At 56.3% G+C, this 24513-nt stretch carries 22 protein-coding genes and 1 tRNA gene; 20 read left to right on the top strand and 3 right to left on the bottom strand.

Going from position 1 to position 24513, the window contains the following annotated elements:
* Window positions 1-78 precede the first annotated feature (78 nt).
* Together ACFER_RS10550 and ACFER_RS10545 are read right to left on the bottom strand one after the other, a co-directional pair.
* Complete coding sequence (locus tag ACFER_RS10550) at window positions 79-1074, bottom strand: gamma-glutamyl-gamma-aminobutyrate hydrolase family protein (RefSeq protein ID WP_227898339.1); 996 nt, start codon at window positions 1072-1074, stop codon at window positions 79-81.
* Between the two features lie 214 nt (window positions 1075-1288).
* Window positions 1289-2707: an ATP-binding protein gene (locus ACFER_RS10545; protein ID WP_012939382.1), complete on the bottom strand. Its 1419-nt coding sequence runs from the start codon at window positions 2705-2707 to the stop codon at window positions 1289-1291.
* 166 nt (window positions 2708-2873) lie between these two features.
* On the opposite strand from ACFER_RS10545, the gene ACFER_RS10540 reads away from it, so the two are divergent.
* The 8 genes from ACFER_RS10540 to fumC all read left to right on the top strand — a co-directional run bounded on the left by ACFER_RS10540 (window position 2874) and on the right by fumC (window position 10846).
* Window positions 2874-3185, top strand: coding sequence for a hypothetical protein (locus ACFER_RS10540; protein WP_012939381.1), 312 nt, complete (start codon window positions 2874-2876; stop codon window positions 3183-3185).
* Window positions 3186-3292: 107 nt separating this feature from the next.
* A complete protein-coding gene (locus ACFER_RS11895; RefSeq protein WP_041666284.1) occupies window positions 3293-3559 on the top strand; it encodes a hypothetical protein in 267 nt (88 codons plus the stop codon).
* A gap of 499 nt (window positions 3560-4058) precedes the next feature.
* Window positions 4059-5285: an NAD(P)-dependent oxidoreductase gene (locus ACFER_RS10530; protein WP_012939380.1), complete on the top strand. Its 1227-nt coding sequence runs from the start codon at window positions 4059-4061 to the stop codon at window positions 5283-5285.
* 45 nt (window positions 5286-5330) lie between these two features.
* Window positions 5331-5406: transfer RNA gene (locus ACFER_RS10525), tRNA-Lys, on the top strand.
* A 451-nt stretch (window positions 5407-5857) separates the two neighbouring features.
* A complete protein-coding gene (locus ACFER_RS10520) occupies window positions 5858-6856 on the top strand; it encodes a TAXI family TRAP transporter solute-binding subunit (protein ID WP_012939379.1) in 999 nt (332 codons plus the stop codon).
* A 9-nt stretch (window positions 6857-6865) separates the two neighbouring features.
* Complete coding sequence (locus ACFER_RS10515; protein WP_012939378.1) at window positions 6866-7417, top strand: DUF1850 domain-containing protein; 552 nt, start codon at window positions 6866-6868, stop codon at window positions 7415-7417.
* Between the two features lie 22 nt (window positions 7418-7439).
* Complete coding sequence (locus tag ACFER_RS10510) at window positions 7440-9368, top strand: TRAP transporter permease (RefSeq protein WP_012939377.1); 1929 nt, start codon at window positions 7440-7442, stop codon at window positions 9366-9368.
* A gap of 101 nt (window positions 9369-9469) precedes the next feature.
* Window positions 9470-10846 carry a class II fumarate hydratase gene (gene fumC, locus ACFER_RS10505; RefSeq protein ID WP_012939376.1) on the top strand — a complete coding sequence of 459 codons (1377 nt, stop codon included), beginning with the start codon at window positions 9470-9472 and terminating at the stop codon, window positions 10844-10846.
* 193 nt (window positions 10847-11039) lie between these two features.
* Here fumC and ACFER_RS10500 read toward each other — a convergent pair whose 3' ends face one another.
* Window positions 11040-11384 (bottom strand): hypothetical protein, encoded by a 345-nt coding sequence (locus ACFER_RS10500; protein WP_012939375.1) that lies wholly within the window; start codon window positions 11382-11384, stop codon window positions 11040-11042.
* 133 nt (window positions 11385-11517) lie between these two features.
* Between ACFER_RS10500 and ACFER_RS10495 the strand changes: the two genes are divergently transcribed.
* The 12 genes from ACFER_RS10495 to ACFER_RS11330 all read left to right on the top strand — a co-directional run bounded on the left by ACFER_RS10495 (window position 11518) and on the right by ACFER_RS11330 (window position 24182).
* A complete protein-coding gene (locus tag ACFER_RS10495; RefSeq protein WP_012939374.1) occupies window positions 11518-12333 on the top strand; it encodes a C39 family peptidase in 816 nt (271 codons plus the stop codon).
* Between the two features lie 212 nt (window positions 12334-12545).
* Window positions 12546-12989, top strand: a complete 444-nt coding sequence (locus tag ACFER_RS10490; protein ID WP_012939373.1) for an Hsp20/alpha crystallin family protein — start codon at window positions 12546-12548, stop codon at window positions 12987-12989.
* A gap of 276 nt (window positions 12990-13265) precedes the next feature.
* On the top strand, window positions 13266-13988 hold the full coding sequence (locus tag ACFER_RS10485) for a TetR/AcrR family transcriptional regulator (protein WP_012939372.1): 723 nt from the start codon (window positions 13266-13268) through the stop codon (window positions 13986-13988).
* A gap of 137 nt (window positions 13989-14125) precedes the next feature.
* The gene (locus tag ACFER_RS10480) at window positions 14126-14695 is read left to right on the top strand and encodes a tryptophan transporter (protein ID WP_012939371.1); all 570 of its coding nucleotides are present in this window, start codon (window positions 14126-14128) and stop codon (window positions 14693-14695) included.
* A complete protein-coding gene (locus tag ACFER_RS10475; protein ID WP_012939370.1) occupies window positions 14688-15551 on the top strand; it encodes an energy-coupling factor ABC transporter ATP-binding protein in 864 nt (287 codons plus the stop codon). Before ACFER_RS10480 ends, ACFER_RS10475 begins: the two co-directional genes overlap by 8 nt.
* Complete coding sequence (locus ACFER_RS10470) at window positions 15548-16357, top strand: energy-coupling factor ABC transporter ATP-binding protein (protein ID WP_012939369.1); 810 nt, start codon at window positions 15548-15550, stop codon at window positions 16355-16357. Before ACFER_RS10475 ends, ACFER_RS10470 begins: the two co-directional genes overlap by 4 nt.
* On the top strand, window positions 16354-17022 hold the full coding sequence (locus tag ACFER_RS10465; protein WP_012939368.1) for an energy-coupling factor transporter transmembrane component T: 669 nt from the start codon (window positions 16354-16356) through the stop codon (window positions 17020-17022). Before ACFER_RS10470 ends, ACFER_RS10465 begins: the two co-directional genes overlap by 4 nt.
* Before the next feature lie 91 nt (window positions 17023-17113).
* Window positions 17114-19288, top strand: a complete 2175-nt coding sequence (locus ACFER_RS10460; protein ID WP_012939367.1) for a Tex family protein — start codon at window positions 17114-17116, stop codon at window positions 19286-19288.
* 210 nt (window positions 19289-19498) lie between these two features.
* Complete coding sequence (pepT, locus tag ACFER_RS10455) at window positions 19499-20767, top strand: peptidase T (RefSeq protein ID WP_012939366.1); 1269 nt, start codon at window positions 19499-19501, stop codon at window positions 20765-20767.
* A 106-nt stretch (window positions 20768-20873) separates the two neighbouring features.
* Window positions 20874-22193, top strand: coding sequence for an ATP-binding protein (locus ACFER_RS10450; protein WP_012939365.1), 1320 nt, complete (start codon window positions 20874-20876; stop codon window positions 22191-22193).
* Between the two features lie 18 nt (window positions 22194-22211).
* The gene (locus ACFER_RS10445; protein WP_012939364.1) at window positions 22212-23819 is read left to right on the top strand and encodes a gamma-glutamyltransferase family protein; all 1608 of its coding nucleotides are present in this window, start codon (window positions 22212-22214) and stop codon (window positions 23817-23819) included.
* A 90-nt stretch (window positions 23820-23909) separates the two neighbouring features.
* Window positions 23910-24182, top strand: a complete 273-nt coding sequence (locus tag ACFER_RS11330; protein WP_041666279.1) for a type II toxin-antitoxin system RelB/DinJ family antitoxin — start codon at window positions 23910-23912, stop codon at window positions 24180-24182.
* Window positions 24183-24513: the final 331 nt, after the last annotated feature.

The raw sequence follows: 24513 nt of genomic DNA, 5'->3' as shown, positions 1-24513 counted from the left end.
TAGGATGATGAGATAAAATCGATTGGAATTTTGTAAAACCGAAAGGGGGGGTGAACTTTTTTCACCCCCCTTCTTCATTCACTTCGTCGCCTTTTCCGTTGCGGCTTTTACCAGCGCCTGGAAGAACTTCAGGGATACCTTCGTATCGCAGTAGTCCTTGGCGTCTTTTTTGTTGATCAGTACCTGTTTCAGATCATTTTCCGGATGGAACTGGAGAGCCACCGTAAAGGTGTTCTTGGGATATTCCACCCCTTCGATGACGGATACACCATTGTAGGTGGTTTCTGCGGTCTGGATCAGATCCGTACCGGCGATGCTGCCGATGGCCTGATGGTGCCAGGAAGAAACGTTCTTCAGCTCATCAGCTCCCACGATTTCCCGGAGATGGGAGTGGGCCGGCAGGATATGCACATCGTGACGGGCGTAATCCCGGTTGGGAGTTCCCGGAGGCATCCGATGGAAATCATCATGGTAGGTCTTTCCCTGTTCTTTGTAATAATCCGTCAGGTCCTGGATCATTTTGGCTCCGGACACCACCCCCAGCATCTGTTCACTCCGGCATACATCCAGGGTGGGGATGTTGTTGGCCAGGCAGTAGGCCTGGAGGGTATAGTCGGAAATATCCCGGGTGGCATTGATTCCTTCCCCGTGGTTCTTTTCCTTTTCTGCATTTTTATACAAGGACGGGCTGATGTCTTCCCCTCCGGTGCCGAAGACCCCATCCACACCCTGCATCACCGTGGCGATGTTGGTTTTGGCAAAGTCTTTGGCTTTGATCTTGTTGGCATATTTCTGCTTCAGCATGCCGGATTTTTCCAGAGCGGATTTGTCCACGGCTCCGTCACCGTCATATTTCACATCGGTGCTTTTGATCTGGCCCAGTTCCACCGGGACACCGCCGGCCAGCTCAATGATTTTTTTGAAGGCCGTATAATCCTGTTTGTTGCTCTTCCAGGAAATTCCGATGACCGGCTTGCCTCCCACCATGGCATGGACATCATAGGCCATCCCCAGGGAGAAACTCAGAGACAGGGCAGTTACAGCGAGGACTTTTTCCAGTTTCTTCAACTTCATGGACATGCACTTCCTTCTCATAGAATGGTTCCGGATGCAAACGGAACAGAACAAGGTTAGTGTAGTCCATTATATGTATAAAGTCAACAAAAGTGTGAAATCTCCATGAAGAAATATGAAATATGTCAGATATGATACAGAAAAATAGGTACAAGTGTCTTATCATACTGAACGATTAAAAAAACAGATATGTGCAGTTCGGAAAATACAACAACTACATTTTTACCCCTTCATAAAGCTCCTGGAGATCGATCAGCTTCAAGGGTTCCTTTGCAGCCTGCTCCTGGAGCCAGGAAGAAAATCCACTGCGGGCGAAGAAAAGATACTGTACAGTCTGGTAATGACGGTCAATCAAACCATTCCGTTCTTTTAGGCTTTCATAGACTTTTTTGTCCACCGGCTCCATTTTGAATTTGCATTCCCCCAGCACAGCCTGTTTATGGACGGGATCCAGGCCTATCACATCGATATCCGTTTCTTCTTTCTTTTGGGGATTGGTGCCCCACCATTTTCCCGTCCTGGTAACGAAGCAGGCCAACTTGCCGTCCAGCCCGGCCAGCAGCGTATAGGTGCGGCACATTTCTTCGTAAATGCTTCCCATATAGTCGGACAGCTGGGGCCGGACAATGGTTTGGTAATAAGCGGCCCCCCGGCCCAGTTCGATGGCATCCAGTGCCGCGGGAACAAACCGGTACCAGAACTGGAACATGGTGTCAGCCAGGGTGTAGCGGATTTTTTTTCGATTCTTCTCATCGGTAATGGGCTGGTTCTTCTGGACAATCTCTGTGGCCACAAGGTTGCGGAGGGCATGGGAGGTGGCGGAAGAATCCAGGTGTGCCGCATCAGCAATTTCCGCAGGCCTGGTTTTGCCGGAGGCAACGGCTTCGATAATGGCGCTGTAGGAAGAAATGTTCCGGAACTCCTGGGTCAGCAGATTGGCCGGTTCCTCAAACAGGTAACCGCTTTTCTGAAAAAAAAGATCTGTAATGTTCTGGTCCAGAGAACGGTCTTTGTCCCAAAGAGACAGATATTTGGCCACCCCGCCGGTTACCCCGTAACAGATGGCCTTTTCCTCGAAGCTGCAGTCAGGAATGAAATCGGCGGCTTCCAGATAGGAAAAAGGCCCCAGTTTCAGCTGGGAGGTGCGGCGCCCAAATAAAGGACTTTTTTCGCTGAGGACCTTTTCTTCCATAAACGAAAGCGAGGATCCGCAGAGAATCAGATACATCTGGCCCTGCTGCCATTCCGTGTCGATGGCCTTCTGCAGTATGGAGAGCAGGGATGGGTATTCCTCTGCCATATAGGGAAATTCATCCAAAATGAACACAATCCGCTCTTTCTGGCATTTTTGGGCCAGAAAAGAAAACAGCTGTTCCAGATTCTGGAAGACCATCCCCAGGCTTTCCGGTGCCAGGACTTCCAGGACCCGCTGGCTGAGCAGTTCCAGATTCCGGTAAAGACTGCTGCGGATGGCGGTATAGAAAATGACCTTTTTATGTTCAGCAAACTTTTGCAGCAAAGTGGATTTGCCGATCCGCCGGCGGCCGTAGAGAATGGTCATCTGGAAACCCGGCTTGCGGTAGAGAGCTTCCAGTGCCTGCAACTCCTTTTTTCTGCCAATGAAAGAGTACATGGAAACAGCCTCCTTTTTACTGAATTGTACTTCAGTGAATTATAATTCAGTGAAATATGATTCAATAAAAAGTATAGCAGGATTCTCTGCGGAATACAACCTGCTTGCATTCCTTCTCCTTACCCGGTACAATACGGTCAACAGAAAAACAAAGGAGCGAGAAACCATGATCCTGTTCTATGGAAGCGAAATCTGCATCGACTGCCGGAATACCCTGGCCATCCTGAAGGCCCGGAAGCTGGAAGACCAGTTCCGGTTCATTGATATGACGGCCAATACCGATAACATGAAGGCCTTCTTCACCCTCCGGGACCGGGAAGCGGCCTTTGCCCCGGCCCGGGAAGGAGAAAACGGCCGTTCCTTCATCGGCATCCCCGCCTTTGTAAAAGAAGACGGAAAAGTGACCCTGGACCTGGATGAAGCCCTGGGCTGGCTGGGACAGCCGCCGGTCCGGGAAGAGGAGATTGTGGAGAAATAATCCGCTTTTCCAACATCCATATTGCCAAACTGACAAATCCTGTACAGTTTACCTGCCTGAAATCGTGTATACATCTCTTTAAACTGTTCGGCATTTCCCAGGCTGCTTTGGGCGGCAAAGCGGCGGCTCTGTGCCTGCCGGAAATGTTCCTGCCCTCCATCCTGATCAAGAGCAGCGGGACCCTGCTGCTGAAATTCGTCATTGCGGTGGTGAGCATTTCGGAGATCCTGTTCTTCTCCGCCAGCATTCCCTGCATTATGGGAACGGATATTCCATTGAAAATGAGGGATATCCTCGTAATCTGGTTTGAAAGAGTGGTGCTGTCCATTCTTATCACCATCCCCATCGGCTGGTTCCTGGGACTGCCGGATTGAAGGAGACACAGACCTCCTGAGCGGCCGGGGTGGATTTTGCCTGGGGTGAACCCCTGGGGCGTTGGTGCCGGAAACTGGTGCATCTGGCGGGGCAACCGGCCTGTGCCCCCTACGGCATCGCAATGGGGCATAGGATTTTCATCGTCCGTGCTCTTCCATCTGCACTCTTTACTTTGCTGCATAACTATACTGGGATGAAGGTTTTACCGGGAACTTGTTGACTCATACCATTGAATCAGTTCAATTGCATTTTTTATGACGGGAATGATATACTGTACTCAGGCAAAATGATAGGAGTGCTTATTGGGCACGCGAAAAAGACCGGTGTTGCCGCACCGGTCTTTTTCTGTTTCGTTTTGGAGAAGGTGGCTTAGGCCTTCGGCTATTGACCATTGACAATTCAAGGTACTGTTGCCCATGCAACAGCACCTTGACAGAATCCCTGCCGGTTCGATAGACTATAGGGAAATACCATCTTTGAGGAAACGAGGTTTTCCGTATGTCCATTCACGAATTGGAAGAAGCCAACCGGTGTCTCCAGTGCAAGAAACCCATGTGCCGGGAAGGCTGTCCCATCCATACCAATATTCCGGAAATGATCCGGCTGTTCAAGGAAAACGACCTGATGACCGCTGCCCAGATGCTGTTCGACAACAACCCGCTGTCCGTGGTCTGCAGTCTGGTATGCAACCATGCAGCCCAGTGCGAAGGGCATTGTATCCGGGGAATCAAAGGAGCTCCGGTACATATTTCCGCTATTGAGAACTACATTTCTGATTCCTGCTTCGACCGGCTGAAAATCGAACAGGCACCCTCCAACGGGAAAAAGGTAGCCATCATCGGCGCCGGCCCGGCGGGGATCACCATTGCCATCATCCTGGCCAAACGGGGCTACCAGATCACCGTGTTCGATTCCCGGGACAAAATCGGGGGGATCATGCGGTACGGGATCCCGGAATTCCGGCTGCCCCGGTACATCTTGGACCGGTTTGAGGAACGGATGAAGCAGATGGGGATCAAGTTCCGGTTCAACTTCACCATCGGCGGCAACATCACCCTGAAGGACCTGTTTGCCGACGGGTACAAATCCGTGTTCATCGGTACCGGGGCCTGGCGGCCCAAACGGATGCTGATCCCCGGGGAAACCTTCGGCAACGTCCATTATGCCATCAGCTATCTGAACAACCCGGATGCGGTGGATCTGGGCCAGAGCGTGGCCATTTTCGGGTCCGGGAACTCCGCCATGGACGTGGCCCGTACCGCCGTCCGTCACGGCTGCCAAAACGTCACCGTCTATGTGCGCCGGGACCATGTGTCCGCCTCCCAGGATGAATACGAATATTCCCTGCTGGACGGGGTGAAGTACGAATTCAACAAAACCGCCGTGGCCATCAAGGACGAAGGCCCCATGGTGGCGGATACCAAAGTGGAAGACGGCCATGTGATTGTGCTGGAAGACACCGCCCGGCTGGTGCCCGTGGACAGTGTGGTGATCGCCGTTTCCCAGGTGCCCAAGCGCCGGCTGGTGGAACACAATGAAGGGCTGGAACTGAACGACCGGGGGAACCTGAAGATTTCCGAAGAAGGGGAAACCACCCTGCCCGGGGTCTTTGCCTCCGGAGATGTAGTTACCGGGGCCAAGACCGTGGTCCATGCCGTGGAGTATTCCAAGAAGATTGCCGATGAAATGGATCTTTATATGAAAAACCTGGAAAAAAAGGGTTGACAAAATCGGCTGCTTCACGCTATAATGATTAAGCTGTAACGCAATGATTCACTAGCTCAGTTGGTAGAGCACCTGACTTTTAATCAGGGTGTCCCGGGTTCGAGTCCCGGGTGGATCACCATTTGAAAGTAAAAGACCTGTCCTGCTGGGCAGGTCTTTTTTTGCGTGCACGGAAAAAATTCCCCTGTCCGGTGATTTTTCGGGCCTCCCGGCGTGAGGATCCTGCAGATCATGCTGGGATGTTGGGGTTGAATCGTCAGCCTCGACTCCAGAGAATTTGTCAGAAAGGGGGAGAAATATCCATAATCATCTTTTATCATGAACAAATGCTGTATTTATACAACCTGTTGTATACAGTGTTGCAGACAAAATTGTGTTGAAAGTGTGAAAAGTGTATGTTATACTGAATCCATAGAATTTGCGGAATTATGAAAATAAATGTCTGGTTTATGCAAAACAGAATTTTGCGGTTCACGAATTGCCTTTTTATGATGTACCCCCTTTTCTTTCTGAATTCAGCCCTTTGCCGGGTTTGAAGAGCTCTCATTTCATCAATCTAAGGAGGGATTATTGTGAAAAAGTGGTTTGCAGTATTGATGGCAGGGTTGCTGGCCGTAACGGCCGCAGGCTGCGGCGGCTCCGGGGACAAAAAGACCAGTGACGGAAAACTGGACCGGAGCAAACAGTTCATCACCGTCCTGACCGGACCTACCAGCGGGATCTATTTCCCCATCGGAGGCGCCTTCTCGAAAGTCGTCGGGGAAATGGGATACAAAACATCCGCTACGGCCACCGGGGCTACGGTTGAAAACATCAACGGGATCCTGACCGGCAAGGGCGAAATGGCCATTGCCATGTCCGACTCGGTGATCCAGTGCCAGGATGCCTTCGGGGCTTTTGAAGGCAAGAAAAAAGAACCGGATCTGCGGGTGATGATGGGTCTGTGGCCCAATGTGGTCCAGATCGTTACCACGGAAGATTCCGGCATCAAGACCTTCAAGGACATCAAAGGCAAGAGAGTGGGGGTAGGGGCTCCCAACTCCGGGGTGGAACTGAATGCCCGGATGATCTTTGAAGCCAACGGCATGAGCTACAGCGATGCCAAAGTGGACTACCTGTCCTACGGGGAAGCCATCGACCAGATCAAGAATGGCCAGTGCGACGTGGCCTTTGTAACCTCCGGTCTGGGGAATGCCACCATCAAGGAACTGGGCACCATGAAGAAGATCCGGTTCATTCCCATCGACGGGGAAGCCATCAAGAACCTGACCACCAAATATCCCTTCTACATGCCCTTCAAGATTCCCAAGGAATCCTATGACACCGAAGTGGATACGCCTACCGCTGCTGTGATGAACGTGATGCTGGTGGACAAGAAGCTGCCGGACGATGTGGTCTATGACCTGCTCACCGGGATCTATTCCCAGAAGGGCCTGGAAACCATCGGCGCCTCCCACGCCACCGCCAAACGGGAAATCACCCTGGATACCGGCCTGAGAGGCATCAAAGGGACCTCTCTGAAGCTGCATCCCGGTGCGGAAAAATTCTGGAAAGAAAAAGGGAAGCTGTAACGCTGTCCCATGAAGGGTAAAAAAAAGATCCTGGCCTGTCTGGCCCTGCCCTTTGCCGTCGGACTGCTGTTCTGGTGGCATTGGGCCAGCCAGACGGTCCTGCGGATCAGGGATTATCAGACAGGGAAAACCTATGTGGAATTTCCCGCCGGCAGGGGGGACCGGCTGTTTTTCGGCTGGATCCATTCCCTGGAGCACATCCACTGGCATGAATATTTCCATGTGGCTGACGACAACAGCCTGGTGCTGGATACCATTTCCTTCCCGGCCTTTGGGGCGGGGATCCCGGAGAACAAGGGGAAAAAGACCTGGGTCGACGAAAAGGGAAACATCTACATGGACGAAATCGGCCAGGTGTTCCCCCGGATCGACTGGCTGAATTCCCATTACGCCACCCGGGAAATCCGGCTGAACGACCAGCTGATCACCAGCGGACGGCTCCTTCCGGAGCATACCCGGCTGACCCTGATCATAGAGAAGAGGGGGTATTTCGATGGACGATTTGAAGAAACGCTCGACAGAATCGGGTACAGACGCCTTCTCCCAGGCTCCCGTCAATAAGGACGGGATCATCACCGGGGATATGACGGAAGAAATGGCCGCCAAGACCAATGCCATCATTGAAAAGGTGGATAAGGAAAGCGCCACCCGGAAATTCACCGGAAAAATCAAAAGCTTCTTTTATATTTTTGCCATCCTGGTTTCTCTGTACCATTTGTACACGGCCATTTTCGGGCCTCCGGTCACCCTGGTGCACCGGTCTCTCCATGTGGCCATGATGTGTTCCATGTGTTTTTTGATGTATCCCATGCGGAAAAAATCCAGCCGGACCAAACCCAGCTGGTTTGACTGGTTCCTGGCCGCCATTTCCTTTGTGATCCCCTTCTATATCTGGCATGATTATCTGGGGGTCGTGGAACGGGCCGGACGGGCCAGCGATATGGATATGGTGATGGCCACCCTGCTGGTGGTACTGGTGCTGGAAGCCACCCGGCGGTGCAGCGGCAAGGCCCTGCCCATCCTGAGCCTCTGTTTTATCCTCTACGGGATGTACGGACGGGAATTCCCGGGCATGTTCATGCACCGGGGCTATGACTGGCTCAGCCTGTCCAACCATTTCTTCGCCAATACGGAAGGGATCTACGGGACTTCCGTCAACGTATCTTCCAGCTATATTTTCCTGTTCATTCTTTTCGGCTGTGTCATGACCAAATCCGGCATGGGGAAATTCTTCAATGACATTTCCCTGTCCCTGGCCGGCCACACCAAAGGCGGTCCCGCCAAGGTGTCGGTGGTGGCTGCCGGGCTCCTGGGCTCCATCAACGGGTCTGCCGTGGCCAATGTGGTGACCACCGGATCCTTTACCATTCCCCTGATGAAAAAGACCGGGTATTCGGCGGAATTCGCCGGAGCCGTGTCGGCAGCGGCATCCGTAGGGGGCCAGCTGCTTCCGCCCATTATGGGGGCGGCCGCCTTCATCATGGCGGAAATCCTGGGGGTTAAATATTCGGAGATCATTGTGTGGGCGGCCATCCCGGCCCTGCTGTACTACATGGGGATCATGATCCAGGTCCAGCTCCGGGCTTCCAAGGACGGGCTGGTGGGGGTTCCCAGGGAACAGCTGCCCCGGACCCGTGATGTGCTGAAGGCCCAGGGCCATCTGATCATCCCCATCGTGTTCCTGCTGTACATGCTGTTCATGTCCGGTTCCACCGTGGTGTATGCGGCGGTGCTCACCATCGGGGTGACCATCCTGGTGGCAGCCCTGAAGAAAACCACCCGGATGAAACCCAAAGCCATTGTGGATGCCCTGGCGGAAGGGGCCAAGCAAACGGTCAGCGTGGCCATTGCCTGTGCCTGCGTGGGCATCGTGGTGGGGGTTTCCTCCAAGACCGGGTTCGGGCTCACCATGGCCAACACCATCATCAGCCTGGGGAACACCAGCATCATGTTCACCCTGGTGTTCACCATGATCACCTGCATGATCCTGGGCATGGGCCTGCCGTCCATTCCCTCCTACATCATCACCTCCTCCATTGCGGCTCCGGCCCTGTTCAAGCTGGGGATCCCCAATGCGGCGGCCCATATGTTCAGCTTCTACTTTGCCATGTTCGCCAACCTGACGCCTCCCGTGGCGCTGGCGGCCTTTGCGGCAGCCGGTGTGTCCGGCGGGGATCCCATGAAGACCGGGTGGACTTCGGTGAAGCTGGCGGTGGCCGGGTTCATCATTCCCTACATCTTCGTGCTGTCGCCCCAGCTGATGCTGATCAATACAACCCTGGCAGAAGGGTTGTTTACGGCGGCCACGGCGGCCCTGGGGGTATTCCTCCTGGCAGTGGCCTGCGAAGGGTATGTGTATGCACCGGTGAATGTGGTCATGCGTCTGGTTTCTCTGGCGGGAGCCCTGCTGCTGATGATCCCGGGGGTCCAGACCGACATTGTGGGGGCTGTGATCCTCATCGGCGTGATCTTCTTCCAGAAAAGGAAAGCTGCCGCCCTCCAGGCGGCGTGAAACAGAAGGGGCTGTTGCATGGGCAACGGCTCCTTCTTCATTTGACAAACCTTTGGGGCTATGGAATAATGCAGGTATCATGAGAAAGGTGAGGGGATAGCATGGCGAAAAAAGAGGAATGGCGTCTGGAACGGGATTCCATGGGAGAAATCAGAGTCCCGGCGGATAAATACTGGGGGGCCCAGTCAGAACGGAGCATCGAGAATTTCCGGATCGGTACGGAAAAAATGCCCCCGGAAGTGATCCGGGCCTTTGCCTATCTGAAGAAAAGCGCGGCCCAGGCCAATGAGGCCCTGGAAAAACTGGACAAAAAGCGTTGCCAGACCATCGGGAAGGTCTGTGATGAAATCCTCAAGGGGAAACTGGACGGGAATTTCCCCCTGGCGGTATGGCAGACCGGCAGCGGTACCCAGAGCAACATGAACGTAAACGAAGTGATCGCCCACCGGGGCAATGAAATGGCCGGGGAAGCCCTGCTCCACCCCAACGACCATGTGAACATGTCCCAGAGTTCCAACGACACCTTCCCCACGGCCATGCACATTGCCGCCGTCTGGGAACTGGAAAAACATCTGCTGCCCTCCCTGGACGAACTGGTGGCGGCCTTCAAAAAGCTGGAAAAAGCCAACAAGGGCATTGTGACCACCGGCCGTACCCACCTGCAGGATGCGGTGCCTGTGGCTTTCTCCCAGGAAATCTCCGGCTGGCGGACCATGCTGGAACGGAACCGGCAGGAAATCAAAGCGGCGGAAAAGGGCCTGCTGGAACTGGCCCTGGGGGGCACGGCCGTAGGCACCGGTCTCAACGCACCCAAGGGCTTTGACAAAAAGGTGGCCGGCTTCATTGCCAAGAACACCGGGTTCCCCTTTGTGACGGCTCCCAACAAGTTCCATGCCCTCACCAGCCTGGATGACATGGTCTTTGCCCATGGGGCCCTGAAAGCCCTGGCAGCCAACCTGATGAAAATGGCCAATGATGTGCGGTGGCTGGCTTCCGGTCCCCGGGACGGCCTGGGAGAAATCACCATCCCCGCCAATGAACCGGGTTCTTCCATTATGCCCGGGAAGGTGAATCCCACCCAGTGTGAAGCAGTGACCATGGTGGCGGTCCAGGTCATGGGGAACGATGCGGCCATCGGTTTTGCCGCTTCCCAGGGGAATTTCCAGCTGAACGTGTTCCTGCCGGTGACCATCTACAATTTCCTCCAGTCCGTGCGGCTGCTGGGGGATGTGATGGAATCCTTCCGGAAGAACTGCGTGGTGGGCATTAAGGCAAACAAGGAAAAAATGGCCCACAACCTGCACAATTCCCTGATGCTGGTGACGGCCCTGAGCCCTTACATCGGCTATGACAAATGCGCCCAGGTGGCCAAGCTGGCCTTCAAGGACAATGTTTCCCTGAAGGAAGCCGTGCTGAAACTGGGCTTCATGGAAGAAAAAGAATTCGACAAAGTGTTCCATCCGGAGAAGATGGTATAAAAAAGGGGGTGTGGAAAAATCCACACCCCGGTTGCGGGTCGCGGGCCACGAGTCGCGAGCCAAAAGGCGCTGTGAAAAAATCATCCACAGCGCCTTTATTTCGCTTGCGTCAGCTGGCTTCCATCGGCTAGTGACTAGAGACTAGTGACTAGTGACGGGGTGTGAAAAAGCATTTTTTCACACCCCCTTTTTCTTATTCTCCCAGCATCTCCAAAATCTTGGCGCCGGCGGTGCAGGCCGGGCAGAAGCAGTATTTGCCCCCTTCAGCCTTGACCTTCTGGCCCTGGGCCAGCATCTGGGCGGCCGCTTCTTCTCCGAAAGCCTTTTTGGCTTCATCGGAAGCGAAGAAGGGCAGCACCTCATCGATGGTGCACACATCTTCCTTCAGGGCTGCCCGGAGCAGAGCCGTCAGGTTGGCCTGGGCTGCGGTACCGTCCGCTGCCAGCCATTGTTCCGCCAGATCCTTCAGCCCGCTGTATACGCTGGGGGCTGCCGCCAGATTCTTTACTTCTGCAACCAGTTCTTCATGATTTGCCATGGGAATCATCCTTTCTGTAATGAAAAGTATTACAATGCTATTATACACCATTTCCAGGAAAGAGCATAGGCTTTTTTTGCAGAATTTCGTATAATGGAACGGTGCAACAACCAAACTGCAATGAGGTGATACAATGAAAATGACGACCCGCCTGTTTTCCGCCCTGCTGACCGGCATCCTGGCAGCAGGCTTTTCCCTGCCGGTGTGGGCAGCGCCCGGACGGAACTTCAGCGACGACATGAAATTCCAGGAACCGGCCAAGATTACCCAGGACCAGGGGGCTGCTTCCATCGAACGGAAGCTGGATCACAAAAAATCCATCTATTATGCCCACCCTGATTTCTATCATATGCATTCCAAAGGGTCTTTGACGCTGCTGCCGGCCTTCAAGACCATTCAGCAGTCCAGTGAATGGTCCTGCGGGCCTGCCGCAGCTCTGATGGTCCTCCGGTGGTATGACCGGCAGAAGGACTGGACGGAACAGAAGCTGGCGGATCTGCGCCATCCCCTGAAGGATGTGGATGTGCCCGGCTTCCCGGATGGCTACCCGGGCACCACCCTGGAACAGATGAAGGACATCTTCCAGAAGGTGGGGGGCTTCGACCTGGTGACCACCGAAGATTATGCCAAAGCCGGAAAGACCTTTGGGCCGGAAGACATCAAGGCCACCCTGAAGGCCGGTAAACCCATCCTGGCGGGATGGATCGACTGGGGCGGCCACTGGCAGGTGATCATCGGCTATGACGATATGGGCACCGCCGATACCCAGGACGATGTGCTGATCGTGGCAGATCCCTATGACACCACGGACCACAACCAGGACGGCTACGGCATCTACCCGGCGGCCCGGTTCTTCTCCACCTTTGACATGTACGGTCAGTTCCCGGAAAAAGAGGGAGGGAACCACAACCTGTTCCTGATCGCCTCTCCGGCAAAGGTGAAGATGTAAAAGTCAAATAAAGTTTGACTTTTTAGCACTCAACGCTTGACAGTGCTAACAAAGTGTGCTAGTATAATAGCAGAACGAAGGAAAGACACAGAGAAGGGTTCCCAAGAGAACCTGGAACGTGGGAGGGGCTCCTCAGGGAGCCACAGGAATCCAGCCTTTCGGTAGTTCCAAAAGCTGACCTTCAAGGCCAAGATTGAATGGAGGAATGGCTTATGTTACTGCCTAGCGTTTTCAATGACAATGTGTTCGATGATCTCATGAATGACTTTGATGATGTGTTCACCGCACGGAACCCTCTGTACGGGAAACACGCCAGAAATATGATGAAGACCGATGTGCGGGATGTGGGCGACCACTATGAACTGGATATCGATCTGCCGGGCTTCAAGAAAGATGAAATCCATGCACAGCTGGAAAACGGGTATCTGACCATCAGCGCCAGCAAGGGTGTGGACAAGGATGAAAAAGACAAGAAAGGCCAGTATATCCGCCGCGAACGGACCTTTGGCCAGTGCGCCCGGAGCTTCTATGTGGGCGAAGGGGTCACCGAGGCTGATGTGAAAGCCAAGTACGAGAACGGGATCCTGGAACTGAGCATTCCCAAGAAGGAACCCCAGAAGGTGGACAACAAGAAATACATCGCTATCGAAGGATAACGAGGGAGGGAGACTCCGAGGGAAGCCGGAGCTCCCAGGTGAAAAAGGACTGCTGCTTTGGCGGCGGTCCTTTTTCTTGGCGTTCAAACCGACTGAGCAGTCGGATACTGACCTGTTAGTCTGGAAAAAACGAAGGATGTTACAGGGATTTCTCCAAAGCAATGTGGCAAAAAAATGAAAATCATGAACTTTTCGCCATGGGATTGCTGAAGGAGGATAGCCCGTGCTACACTGGGACCAACAAGAAATTGCAGAAAGAATGGAGTTTCAGATAGTATGGGCAGAAACAGAAAAGAACCATTGGCAGATATTCCTCTACAGGAGCAGGCGAGTCGGGAAAAAGTGCTGAAAACGGCAGTCCGGATGCTGCAGGAAATCGGCTATCAGCGGACGACGCTCCGCCGGATCAGTGCGGAATCCGGTGTGGGGGAAGGTGAACTCCGCCGTTGGTATAAAACCAAGGACGAACTGCTGGCCGCCATCTCGGAGATGCTGCTGGTCCGGGCCCAGGAAGTGATGGAAAAAGAACTGGCCCCTTCGGAAATCCTGCTGAAGGAAAATCCCAGGGAAATGCTGGCCCTGTACCAGTACATTGTGCCCCTGGCCATAGCCCTGGAAGCCGTGGACAAAAGCGCCATGCTCTGCAGCCTCTGCCGGACTCTGTACACTACCTCCCGGCTGTTCGAGCTGCTGGTGGACCGGCATGCTTCTTATGCCCATCTGACTTTTGCCCGGCAGTTTACCGCCCAGGAATGTTATGAACGGGTGCTGGTGGTCCGGGCTTCCCTGGGCGGGTACATCATGGCTCACGATTTCAAATACCTGTTTCCCCGGGAGCAGCTGAAACGGCTGATTCTGGCCCAGGCCCTGGAGGTGTTCCAGGTGCCGGCGGACCGGATCGAGATGCTTTTGGTGGAACTGGAAACCCAGAAGAAGAAACTGCTGGAAGTCTGCTGTCAGATTTTCCGGCCCGAAGGGCGGAAATCGGAAAAATGCTGACCGTTGACCAGTGACCAAAAAGGTGCTGTGGGAAAATGATTCTTCATTTTTTCACAGCACCTTTTTTTCTTGACATCCCCCCGGCGGCCCCATAAACTATACATTATAATGTTATTGCAGCAAAGGAGCATCGCAGCATGGAAAAATCGATTCCGGAACTGATTACGGTGGAAGCCGCCAGGGATACCCACCGCTGGGTGGCCATGACGGCCCTGCTGTTGGCCATTGGAGTCATCCTCCATACCATCAGCCCCAACGTGGGCGGGGTCACCCCCAACTGGACCATTGCCATGTATTCCATCACCATCTCGTTGACCAGGCCGGGGCTGACCCGGGCGCTGGGCATCGGCTTTGTGGCCGGTCTGACGCTGATCCCTTCCTCCAAATCCGCCTTCCCCCTGGGGAACATTGCCAGTGAGCTGTGCGGGGCAATGACCGCCTGCATCCTGGTGAAGGCCTTCGCCCTGGCCCATCTGGAGCAGCTGAAAGTGAAGCCTTTTATTGTAGGTTTTCTGGCCACCACGGTCAGCGGCAGCGTATTCACCTACATCCTGAAACTGGTGCTGGGCCTGCCCCTTGCGGTATGGACCCGTGCCATGCTGCCGGTGGTGCTCACCGTAGGGGTGCTGAACGGAGTTGTGACCCAGGTACTTTACGGTCCGGTCCGGAAGATTTTCTTTGCCACGGAGGGAAAACGCCATGAGTGAAACAGCCATCCGGATTTCGGATTTCTATTTTGCCTATCTGAACAGTGATCTGGTGCTGAAAGACATCAACCTGGAGATCCAGAAGGGCAGCTTCACCGCCATCGCCGGGCCCAGCGGCGCCGGCAAGACCACCCTGTGCAAGGCCATGACGGGCATCGTCCCTCATTATTACGGGGGGCGGTACCATGGCTCCGTGGAAGTGCTGGGAGAAGACCTGAAGGGCCGGAAGATCTCGGAAATTGCCATGCGGGTGGGGATTATGATGGACGATTACGAAAGTCAGATGGTTTCCCTGACCGCCGGGGAAGAAATCGCCTTCGGTCTTTTGAACCATGGGTTTTCTCCGGACGAAGTGGATGCCCGGGTGAGCCAGGCCCTGGAAGACGTGGGGCTCCCCGGCCGGGAAAACTACCAGCTGGATGAACTGTCCGGAGGACAGCGGCAGCGGCTGCTGCTTGCATCGGTGCTGGCCTGCCGGCCGGAAGTGCTGATCCTGGACGAACCGGTGTCCGCTCTGGATCCGGACGGAGCCCGGTCCCTGTATGCCCTGGTGCACAAAATCTATCAGCAGCACCAGATGACCGTGGTGGTGGTGGAACACGACCTGAACTACCTGCTGCCCTATATGACGGATCTGGTGCTGATCAGCGGCGGGGAAGCCCGGGTGCAGGGGAAATTCGAAGAAGCGGCCCGGACCGCCTTTGCCCAGGAAGATCTGCGGGAGAACCTGCCGGAACTGTGGCTGGTGAAACTGGGCCTGGAAGAAAGATACCCGGTGAAGCTGGGCGACTGGAGAACGGAAGAGGAAGCAGAAAAAGAACTGCTCCAGAAATTTCAGGGAGGCGGCAAGGCATGATTGAAGCAAAAGCAGTAAACTTCGCCTATCGGAGAGGCGTCCCTGTGCTCCAGGATATCACCTGCCGGGTGGAAGACGGGGAAGCAGTGGCGCTTCTGGGCCACAACGGCAGCGGCAAGACCACCCTCAGCCGGCTGTTCATGGCCCTGGACCATCCCCGGAGCGGCCAGGTGCTGGTGGATGGGGTGGACATTGCCGGCTACGAACCGGCGGACCTGGCGGACAAGGTGGGATATGTGTTCCAGAATCCGGACCTCCAGCTGCTGGGGGATACGGTATATGATGAGGTGGCTTACGGGCTCCAGAACCGGAAAATGCCCAAAGAAGCCCTGGACCGGCAGGTGCGGGATGCAGTGGAAGCCATGGGGCTGACCCCTTATCTGGACCAGTATCCCCGGGGCCTGTCCTTCGGCCAGAAACGGCGGCTGGGGGTGGCGGTGGCGCTGTCTCTCCAGCCCCGGACCCTGATCCTGGACGAAATCACCAACGGCCAGGACGAACAGGAAAAACAGCATATGATGGAATACCTGGCCCGGCTCCAGGAAGAAAAGCACATCACCCTGATCCTGATCACCCATGATATGGAAATCGCCCGGAAGTTCACCACCCATGCCCTGGTGCTCCACGACGGCCAGCTGGTCTATGACGGGAAAACCGGGGATCTGTTCGACGGGAAGCGGCCCATTGGGGAATGGGGCCTGAAGCAGCCCGTCATGGCCCGGCTCAGCGCTCTGTTCAATGTAATGGCGGACAGTCCGGAAGACCTGTGTGAAAAAATCCAGCCGAAAGAAGGTGCCAAGGCATGAAAATCACCGCATTTACCAAACTGATCCTGGTGCTGGCGGTCACTGCCTGGGTGTTCCTGCTGCCGGTGTCCGCAGTGGCCAGCCTGCTGGTGCTGGAACTGGTGATCCTGCTGACCATCAAGCGGGACCGGATGACCATGGCGGCCATCGGCACCCTGACCGTATTCACCGGCATGATGGTGCTGCTCCAGCTGCTGTTCGGCTCTCCCCTGTATGTGGCCCTTACCGGGGGCCTGCGGATGTTCGTGATGACCACGGCCTTCCTGTGCCTTCTGGCGTCCACCCGGATCCAGGACATTGCCCAGGCCCTGGTGGAAAAGTTCCACATGCCCTATGAATATGCCTTCATGCTCACCACGGCCCTGCGGTTCGTGCCGGATTTCCTGTCCGATTCCGCCATTACCCTGGATGCCCAGTCCTGCAGGGGCTATTCCAACCGGGGGAACGCCTTCAAACGGCTCTATGCCTACCTGGCGGTGGTAAAGCCCCTGGTGATGCGGGCGGTGGCCAAATCCGACACCCTGGCCCTGTCCATGGAACTGAAAGGATTCGGCCCCAACACCTACAAGAACCGCCGGCCCATGAAACTGCACCTGGGAGATTATGTGACGCTGCTGATAGTCATCATCCTGAGTACGTACCCGATATGGGTGAAACATATTTAAAGGCTGACGCATAACCCATCTCGTGTGCCTGGAAAGAGTCGGGGCTGCGGTATAATCCGCAGCCCTCTTTTCTACGAAAGGAAAATATCCAATGAAACAAACTGACATCGCCCCGCGCATTGCCCGGGAACTGTCCGTCCAGCCCTGGCAGGTGGAAAAGACCGTGGAACTCCTGGATGGGGGCAACACCGTCCCCTTTATCGCCCGTTACCGGAAAGAAGTCACCGGCTCCCTGCTGGATGAGCAGATCCGGACCATCGAAGAACGGCTGGGCACCCTCCGGAACCTGGTGAAGCGCCAGGAAGAGATCCTGGCCAAAATCGACGAACAGGGAAAACTGACCCCGGACCTGCGGAAAGCCATTGAAAATGCCCAGAAACTGACAGAACTGGAAGATTATTATCTGCCTTACAAGCAAAAACGGCGTACCCGTGCCCAACAGGCTCGGGAAAAAGGCCTGGAACCCCTGGCTACCGCCTTCCTCCTCCAGCGGGACCAGAAGGGAGATGCCCTGACCGCCGCCCGGGCCTATGTGGATCCGGACAAAGGGGTGGAGACCCCGGAAGACGCCCTGGCCGGCGCACGGGACATTGTGGCGGAACTGGCGGCGGAAGATCCCACCCTGCGCCAGACCCTCCGGGAACAGCTGTGGAACCACGGTTTCCTCCAGACCGAACTGGTGGAAGATGCGGAAGAGGCCCAGACCTTCCTGATGTACGCCGATTACCGGGAACCGGTCCGGACCCTGCCTTCCCACCGGGTACTGGCCATCAACCGGGGCGAAAAGAAAGGCTGTCTGAAAGTCCATCTGGTGTGGGATGAACAGCAGGCCCTCCGGAAAATGGAATGGCGGGTGCTCCGCCGGCCCTGCATCTACCGGGACCAGTTGAAGGAAGCCCTGGCGGACAGCTGGAAACGGCTGCTGTTCCCGGCCCTGGAACGGGAAATCCGCAGCAGGCTGACGGAACAGGCGGAAGACCAGGCCATCAAGGTGTTCGGGGCCAACCTGGGACAGCTGCTGCTCCAGGCTCCCCTGGCCGGCCATACGGTTATGGGGCTGGATCCGGGCTACCGGACCGGCTGCAAGGTGGCGGTGGTGGATCCCACCGGCCAGGTGCTGGACCACGGGGTGATCCAGGTGACACAGAGCGAAGGCCAGAAGAAAAAGGCCGAGGCCCTGCTCCTGTCCATGATCCAAAAGCACCATGTAACCCTGCTGTCCATCGGCAACGGCACTGCTTCCTATGAGACAGAGCAGTTTGCCGCCCGGCTGATCCAGGAACACCAGCTGAAGGACGTCCATTATCTCATTACCAATGAAGCCGGGGCTTCCGTCTATTCCGCCTCCAAACTGGCTCAGGAGGAACTGCCGGAATACGATGTGACCATCCGGGGTGCCGTATCCATGGCCCGGCGGGTCCAGGATCCTCTGGCGGAACTGGTGAAGATCGATCCCCAGGCCATCGGGGTGGGCCAGTACCAGCACGATGTGGACCAGAAAGCCCTGGCCGGCACCCTGGACGGGGTGGTGGAACGGGTGGTGAACCATGTGGGAGTGGACCTGAACACCGCGTCTCCCGCCCTGCTCCGCCATGTGGCCGGGATCACTGCCGCCACCGCCGGCAACATTGTGGCCTGGCGGAACGCCAACGGCCGGTTCACCGGACGGCGGCAGCTGCTGAAGGTGCCCCGGCTGGGCCCGGCTGCCTTTACCCAGTGCGCCGGGTTCCTGCGGATCCACGGGGGCAAGTCTCCTCTGGATGACACCCCCGTCCATCCGGAATCCTACGCCCTGGCCCAGCAGATCCTGGAAAAGCTGGGCTTTGCCCTGGAAGACCTGCAGGACAAAGAAAAACTGGCACGGCTGGCCGCCCGGCGGAAACAGGTGGATGAAGCCCGGATGGCCCGGGAACTGGAGGCCGGGGAACCCACCGTCCACGACATCCTGGATGCCCTGGTGGCTCCCGGCCGGGATCCCCGGTCCGATCTTCCGGCCCCTCTGACCCGCCAGAACATCGTGAAACTGTCGGACATCAAAGTGGGGACCATCCTCCGGGGCACCATCCGGAATGTCACCGATTTCGGCGCCTTCGTGGACATCGGCATCAAAACCGCCGGCCTCATCCACATTTCCCACATGAGCCAGAAACGGATCAAACATCCCCTGGATGTGGTCAGCGCCGGAGAAACGGTCCAGGTCAAGGTGATCAGCGTGGATGAGGGGAGGGGGAGGATTGGGCTTGCTCTGGTAACGGCTGACGCATAACCCCTGCACACAATAAGACCCCATCTGCTTTGTCAGCGGAGATTTTGGAGCTGGGCATGTACCACTATGTACTATGCCCAACTCCAAAATCTCCGCTTTCGCGCATCTGGAGCCATCTCGTGCACCTGGTTCCTTTTTCTGTCCGCCCGCTTTGTTCCGCATCCTATGCTATAATATCCCCGACAACACAAATCCAAGGAGGAATTGCCCATGTCTCAACTGACTCAACAACTGCTTGATCGTTTTCTCCGTTACGTGAATATCCCTTCCCAAAGCAAGGCCGGGGTCGCCGCTGTTCCCAGCACCCCGGACCAGTGGCATATGGCCCAGCAGCTGGAAGCGGAACTGGAAGTGATGGACCTGGAAAACATCCAGCTCAGCGACCGCTGCGTCCTTACCGGAATGCTGCCCGCCAACCTGCCCGCCGGCTTCACCGGCACCGTGCCCAAAATCGGCTTCTGCTGCCACCTGGATACGGTGGATGTGAACCTGAGTCCCCAGGTCCATCCCCAGGTGATCCGGAACTATCCTGGGGGCGACGTGGTCCTCAACGCCGATAAGAACATTGTCATGAAGGCTGCCGACCATCCGGAACTGGCGGACTATGTGGGCCAGGACATTGTGTTCACCGATGGCACCAGCGTCCTGGGGGCCGACAACAAGGCCGCCCTGGCCAATGTGATGACCATGCTCCAGACCCTGACGGACCATCCGGAGATCCATCATGGGGATATCTATGTGGCCTTCGTCCCGGATGAGGAAGTGGGGCTGAAGGGCTCCAAATCCCTGGATATCAGCCGGTTCCCGGTGGATTTCGCCTATACCATCGACTGCTGCGCCCTGGGAGAAGTGGTGTATGAAACCTTCAATGCCGGAGCCGCCACCGTGGAAATCCAGGGCATCAGTGCCCATCCCATGAACGCCAAGGGGAACCTGGTGAACCCCACCCTGCTGGCGGTGGATTTCGCCAATTTCTTCGACCGGAAGGAAACCCCGGAATGCACCGAAGGGAAGGAAGGGTATATCTGGATCAAGAGCATCCAGTCCAATGCCTCCCAGGCCACGGTCCAGCTGGCCATCCGGGACCACGACAAAACCCGGTATGAAGCCCGGAAACAGACCATCCTGGCCAATGTGGAACGGCTGAAGGCCCGGGAACCCCGGGCCCGGATCCGCTGCACCCTGGAAGACATCTACGGCAACATTGCCGACGCCATGACTTCGGACAACCGGGAAGCGGTGGATTTCCTCTATGAAGCCCTGGCAGAACTGGCCATCACCCCCAAAACCATTGCCATGCGGGGCGGCACCGACGGCTCCTGGCTGTCCACCCAGGGCATCTTTACCCCCAATTACTTCACCGGGGCCCTGAATTTCCATTCCCGGTATGAATTCCTGCCCCTGCCTTCTCTGGAAAAATCCTGTCAGGTGACCCTGAAACTGGTGGAAAAAGTCTTCCGGAAAGCCGCTGAAAAATAAAAAGGAAAAAACACAAAAACTTCCTTGAAAAATGGACTCATTTCCTGTAAAGTGTAAGGAGCTTCTATAGTCAAGTGAGTATTTAAGGGAAAGAAAGAGGAATCCTATGCTTCAGCGCAAGATCGAAAAATTCCTGCAGACCTGGAAACAGGTCCCGCAGCACAATCCCCTGGTGGTCAAGGGGTGCCGCCACTGCGGAAAGACCACTTCCATCCTGGATTTCGCCAAAAAGGAATACGCCCATGTGGTATACCTGAACTTCCAGGAAAAGCCCGATTATGCGGCCATTTTCCGGGATTCGGTGGACGTGAACTACCTGGTGATGCTGATCACCGCCCTGGTGGGTCCGGAAGCCGTGTTCGAACCCTACCGGACCGTCCTGATCCTGGACGAAGTCCAGGAATGCCCCGAAGCCCGCAGTGCTCTGAAGGCCTTTAAGATGGACGGCCGGTACGATGTGATCGCCGCCGGGTCCCTGCTGGGGGTCAAGGGCTACGGCAAAGAGCCCGCTCCCATTGCGGTGGGCTGCGAAACCGTGGTGAACATGGTGCCCCTGGATTTCGAAGAATTCCTCTGGGCCAACGGCATCACCACCCCGGTGCTGGATATGCTCCACCAGAGTCTGGATAAGGAGACTCCCGTGCCGGAGGCCCTCCACCTGCGGCTCAACGAACTGCTCCGGCAGTATGCCCTGGTGGGCGGGCTGCCGGAAGTGGTGGAAACCTATGTCCAGACCCACGACATCAACGCCGTCCTGGAAAAACAGCAGGCCATCCTCCGGGATTATGAGGAGAACCTGTTCGTGGACGTGAACAAACGGGCCCGGGCCAAGCTGAAGACGGTACTGGATGCGGTGCCCCTCCAGCTGAACAAGGAAAACAAAAAGTACCAGTATGCCCAGCTGAAAAAAGGCTCCAAAGCGTCCCAGTTCGAAGGGGCTCTTTCCTGGCTGGAAGAAGCGGGCATCGTCACCCGGTGCTACAACCTGACGGAACCGGGGCTGCCCCTGGAACGCCACGCCATCGATTCCATATTCAAGGTCTATATGAAGGATGTGGGGCTCTACGCCGCCATGCTCACCGGGGAGGACCGGCTGAAACTGCTCCAGGGCGATCTGTCCGGCTGCCAGGGAGCCGTGTACGAAAGCCTGGCCGCCGACCTTCTCAGCAAGGGCGGCCGGAAGCTCTACTACTATCATAAAAATTCCGGGCTGGAAGTGGATTTCGTCATCCGCTGCCAGGGCAAGAGCACCCTGGTGAAGGCAACCCCTTCCACCGGCAACACCAAGAGCCTGAAGACCCTGCTCCAGCAGCCGGAAAAATACCAGGTGGAACAGGCCATCCAGCTCACCGCTGACAATGTGTCCCGGAAGGGGCAGATCCTGGAACTTCCCCTGTATTTCGGTTTTCTGGTGGGATCCTATTAAAAAACAGGAGGTATGGCAATGGAATTTGATGCATCGGTTTATCCTTATCCTTCCCGGCGGCGGACCATTTTCGCCCGGAACGGCATGGTCTGCACCGGGCAGCCTCTGGCGGCCCAGGCCGGGCTGCGGATGCTGCTCCAGGGAGGCAACGCCATCGACGCGGCCCTGGCCACGGCCATCTGCCTGACGGTGGTGGAACCCAACTGCAACGGGCTGGGCAGCGATGCCTTTGCCCTGGTGTGGGTCAAAGACCATCTCTACGGTCTCAACGGCAGCGGTCCGGCTCCCGGTCTCCTGACCCGGGACAAGGTCCTGGCCGCCGGTCATAAAGAAATGCCCCAGCGGGGCTGGATCCCGGTGACCGTACCCGGAGCCGTTTCCGCCTGGGCGGAACTCCACCGGCGGTTCGGCCGTCTGCCCTTTGCCAAACTCTTTGAGCCGGCTCTGGAATACGCCCGGAACGGCTATCCGGTTTCTCCCACGGTACGGATGCTGTGGAAAGCGGCGGAAGACATTTTCGCGCCGTACCGGGACGATCCGGCCTTTGCCGGATTCTTCGCCACCTTCCTGCCCAAAGGTGCGGCGCCAGAAGTGGGCGAGACCGTCACCCTGCCGGATCATGCCAAAACCCTGGAACTGCTGGCCCGGACTGAAGGGGAAGCCTTCTACCGGGGCGCCCTGGCGGAGCAGATGGACCAGTTCAGCCGGGCCACCGGCGGCTTCCTCCGGAAAGAAGACCTGGCCGGCTACCGGGCCCAGTGGGTGGAACCCATCCGCACGGACTACCGGGGCTATGATGTATGGGAGATCCCGCCCAACGGCCACGGGATCACCGCCCTGATGGCCCTGAACATCATGAAGGGTTTCCACCTGGAACAGCGGGAAACCCTGGACAGCTATCACAAACAGATCGAAGCCATGAAACTGGCCTTTTCCGATGCCCGGCACTATGTGGCGGATCCCCGGTTCATGCACACCCGGGTGGAAGACATGCTGAGCCAGGCCTATGCGGACCAGCGCCGGACCCTGATCGGGGAACAGGCCCTGGAACCCCGGTGGGGCAAACCCTTCAGCGGGGGCACCGTGTACCTGTGCACCGCCGATGGAGAAGGGAACATGGTCTCCTTCATCCAGAGCAATTTCCGGGGCTTTGGCTCCGGCATCGTGATCCCCGGCACCGGCATCGCCCTCAACGACCGGGGGAACAACTTCAGCCTGGATCCGGCTATGGACAACTGCCTGGCCCCCGGGAAGAAACCCTACCACACCATCATCCCCGGGTTTCTGACCAAAGACGGGAAAGCCGTAGGGCCCTTCGGGGTCATGGGCGGCTTCATGCAGCCCCAGGGCCATCTCCAGGTGATCCTGAACACTCTGGATTTCCACATGAATCCCCAGGCGGCCCTGGATGCCCCCCGGTGGCAGTGGATCGAAGGAAAGAAAGTGGAAGTGGAAGCCCAGGTGGATCCGGCCATTGTGGAAGGACTCCGGGCCCGGGGCCACGAAATCACCGTCAAAAAAGACCGGTCCACCTTCGGCCGGGGTCAGATCATCTGGCGCCGGGAAGACGGCACCCTGGTGGGAGCCACGGAGGGGAGGACGGATGGGACGGTGGCGGCGTTTTAGGGCCGCCCGCCAATGACAACACCTCCTTGTTGACATTCCTTTGCAGCAGCTGTATAATGCAATACATCACGATTAGAGGGGTTGATGGATATGGCATCCGTTAATGTTAACATCCGCATGGACGCGGAGCTGAAAAAAGAGTTTGAAGAATTCTGCAGCAACGTGGGCATGAACATGACCACCGCTTTCACCATCTTTGCCAGAAGGACCGTCCGGGAAAACCGGATTCCCTTTGAGGTTTCCGCTGACTGCCGCCGGGCAGCCGTCCACCAGGTGCCGGTGGACCCGGCTGCTGTCCAGGATGCGGCGGCGAAGAAACCGGAAGACATGTTTGAGGAAATCAAACGGGATTTCAATATTTGAATAGGTTGTCAATGGCCATTGGCGAGAACCCGTCCTTTTTGGGGGACGGGTTCTTTTTTGGAACAAATTTCCGCCCCGGTACCATCCCACGCAAAAGGAGACCATCTGCCGGGGACAGATGCTGCCGATTGGAAACGCCCCCTTGGCGGGCGGCCGGGCCTGCCGCCCCTACGGTTTAGGTACCCAACCACCTGATCACCCAATCACCTAACCCTGGCGGGTCTGCCGCCCCTGCGGATCCAACCCCTTAACCACTCATCCCATACATAAAATAACATTAAATACGAAGAAAAGATGAATAAATAATCAATATTGACAAGTATTAAACAGC

Origin of the sequence: Acidaminococcus fermentans DSM 20731, from assembly GCF_000025305.1 — a bacterium.
In the GTDB taxonomy this organism is placed as follows: domain Bacteria; phylum Bacillota; class Negativicutes; order Acidaminococcales; family Acidaminococcaceae; genus Acidaminococcus; species Acidaminococcus fermentans.
Note: the sequence above shows the minus strand (reverse complement) of the source record. Positions and strands in the feature narration are given on the sequence as shown.